2 protein-coding genes and 1 pseudogene are annotated in these 2,794 nt (G+C 58.8%); 1 reads left to right on the forward strand and 2 read right to left on the reverse strand.

The window, feature by feature from the left end:
* Positions 1-191: pseudogene (locus AC11W3_RS08975) on the reverse strand (B12-binding domain-containing radical SAM protein); the annotation flags it as partial.
* A 147-nt stretch (positions 192-338) separates the two neighbouring features.
* Entirely contained in the window at positions 339-1,445 is a 1,107-nt protein-coding gene (locus AC11W3_RS08980; protein ID WP_484092874.1) for a threonine aldolase family protein, read from the reverse strand.
* Positions 1,446-1,802: 357 nt separating this feature from the next.
* Here AC11W3_RS08980 and AC11W3_RS08985 point away from each other — a divergent pair.
* The coding region (locus AC11W3_RS08985; protein ID WP_484092875.1) for an ABC transporter substrate-binding protein at positions 1,803-2,794 on the forward strand (992 nt) is incomplete at its 3' end.

The following is a 2,794-nucleotide window of genomic DNA, read 5'->3' on the forward strand; positions in this document are numbered from 1 at the left end:
ATTTTGGGACGCGTGCGGCGCACCCAGGTAGCCGGACCGGGGCTGAAGCGCAGGTCCGCCACCGTAACCTCATGCCCCTCACGGATCAGCGCCGCCCCGATGTACTCCAGCCCCAGCGGCTCCACCCGAAAGAACGGGCCGAGGCCGAAACTGTCATTACCCGGATGCGGACGCAACAAGAGAATGTTCATATGCGGCCCTCGCTGTTACAACGAGATGGATCTAGGACAGTACGCAGGATACAGGGCTTGTTACCGGAAGTAATGTGACTCAAGAAAAAAGTTATACAGTACTAAAAAAGGGGTTTCAAGTTTGTTGTAGAGATGAAGCAGGTTGACTTACTTCGTCGTAAGGCGGGGCTCTATATCCATACCCTGGTGTATAGATACGGCCACCTTTCGGAGGTCCTGCGCCAGAGCCGCGACGTCCTCACTCCTGGTATCCCACGAGCACATGAACCTGGCGCCGCCTGAACCGATGAAGGTGTAGAAATGCCAGCCGAGATTCCGCAGGGCCTCCAGCGCCTCGGGCGCCATCTCCAGAAAGACGGAATTCGCCTGGCTGGGGAACATTACCTTGATCCCCGGGATCTTCTGCACCTCGCTCTCCAGGAGCCTCGCGCAGTTGTTTGCGTGCGCCGCATTCCTGAGCCAGGCGCCGCTCTCCAGCATGCCGATCCACGGTGCGGTGAGAAAGCGCATCTTCGAGGCGAGCTGGCCCGCCTGCTTGCACCGGTAGTCGAACTCGAAGGCGAGCTCCTTGTTGAAAAAGACCACCGCCTCGCCAACGGCAAAGCCGTTCTTGGTCCCTCCGAAGGTCAGCACGTCCACCCCGGCCTGCCAGGTTATCTCCTTGGGGGCGACCCCTAACGAGGCCACCGCGTTGGCGAATCGTGCTCCATCGACATGGACCCGCAGCGAGTGCTTCCTGGCGAGGTCGCCGACCGCCTGCATCTCGGCCACGCTGTACACCGTTCCGAGTTCCGTGGCCTGGGTCACGGTCAGTACTTTAGGTTTGGGATAGTGGATGTCGCTGCGCCTGGTTATGGTATGCTCGATGGCTTCCAGGTCAACCTTACCGTTCGCGCCCGGGACCAGGAGAACCTTGGTGCCGTTGGAGAAGAACTCGGAGGCGCCGCACTCGTCGGTTTCCACGTGGGCCATTTCGTGGCAGACGATCGAGTGGTAAGACTGGCACAAGGAGGCGAGGGCGAGGGAGTTGGCGGCGGTGCCGTTGAAAACGAAGAAGACCTCGCACTCGGTCTCGAAGACTTCCCTGATACGCTCGCAAGCCCTTTCCGTCCAGATGTCGTCACCATAGGAAGAGGCATAACCGGTGTTGGCTTCCTCCATGGCCCGCCAGGCTTCGCTGCAAATCCCCGCATAGTTGTCACTGGCGAAGTGATGCTTCATGGTACTGCCTTCTTTCAGGGTGGTCGTAGTCATAGCACTTCCTTTGGTTGGGCACATTCGCCTGTCGCAACAGCGGTATCGAGGTGGCGATAGCCGGTTCTGAGTTGCCGGTAGAGTGAAATTACTAATACAGCGGCGGTGGTGTCAATGGCAAATGCGTGTATGCTTGATGCCGAACAGTAACAACTGATTGACAAAGGGAAAAATATTATTTAAACATCTCGAAAATGTTGTCTCTTTTTAGCATGCTCTGACATTTGCACCAGCTACGGTGCCACTTGCAGATGCCCCTTTGCCACTTTTCCCAACGTCTCCCTGACCCGAGCTTGTTGCGCCCGGTCCTGCTCTGAAATGCTTCAATCTCACCAACCACCAAAGGAGGTAATCGGCATGACTTTCAAGAAGATTAGTGCGTGGCTGATAATGGCACTTCTCGCTGTCGGTGCTTTCGGCTGCAAGAAGAAGGAGGCGAAAGAGGGGGCACCGGCGCCTGCCGCGGCACCTGCCGGGAACACCGTCAGGATCGGCTTCCTCGGAGCGCTGACGGGCGATGTCGCGATGTTCGGAAAGCCCACCCTGGAAGGGATGAAGATGGCGGCCGATGAGGTCAACGCTGCCGGCGGCGTTCTCGGCAAGAAGATCGAGATAGTCGAGGCGGATGACCGCGGCGACAAGCAGGAAGGCGCTTCCGTCACCCAGAAGTTCATCTCCCGCGACAACGTCAACGCCATCGTCGGCGACCCGACCACCGGTATCACCAAGGTCGCGGCACCGATCGCCCAGAAGGCAGGCGTGGTTCTCCTCTCCGCCGGAGCCACGGGGCCGGGCGTAGTCGAGGTCGGCGACTATATCTTCCGCGACACCCTCCTTGACAGCATCGCCATCCCCGCCGTCATCGACTACTTCGCGAAAGACCTCAACTTCAAGAAGGTCGCCATCATCACCTCTGACAACAACGACTACAGCGTCGGTCTCTCCCGGACCTTCCGCGATGCCGCAGCCAAAGTCAAGGAGATCAAGATCGTGGCTGACGAGAAGGTCAAGGACGGCGACAAGGACTTCAGCGCCCAGATCACCAACATCAAGGCACAGAACCCTGACGTCATCATGTTTTCCGGCTACTACACCGAGGGCGCCCTCATCATGAAGGAGGCCCGCAAGCAGGGGCTGAAATGCCCGATGTTCGGCGGAGACGGGCTGTTCTCCCCGAAATTCATCGAACTGGGCGGGTCCGCAGTCGAAGGGTCGATGGCGGCCCTTGGCTTCTCCACTGAACAGGCGTCGCCGCAGACTGCCGCGTTTATTCAGTCCTTCAAGTCCAAGCACAACGGAGAGCTTCCGGGCCTCTTCGATGCCCAGGGATACGACGGGGTCATGCTCCT

Source organism: Geomonas sp. (assembly GCF_056994735.1).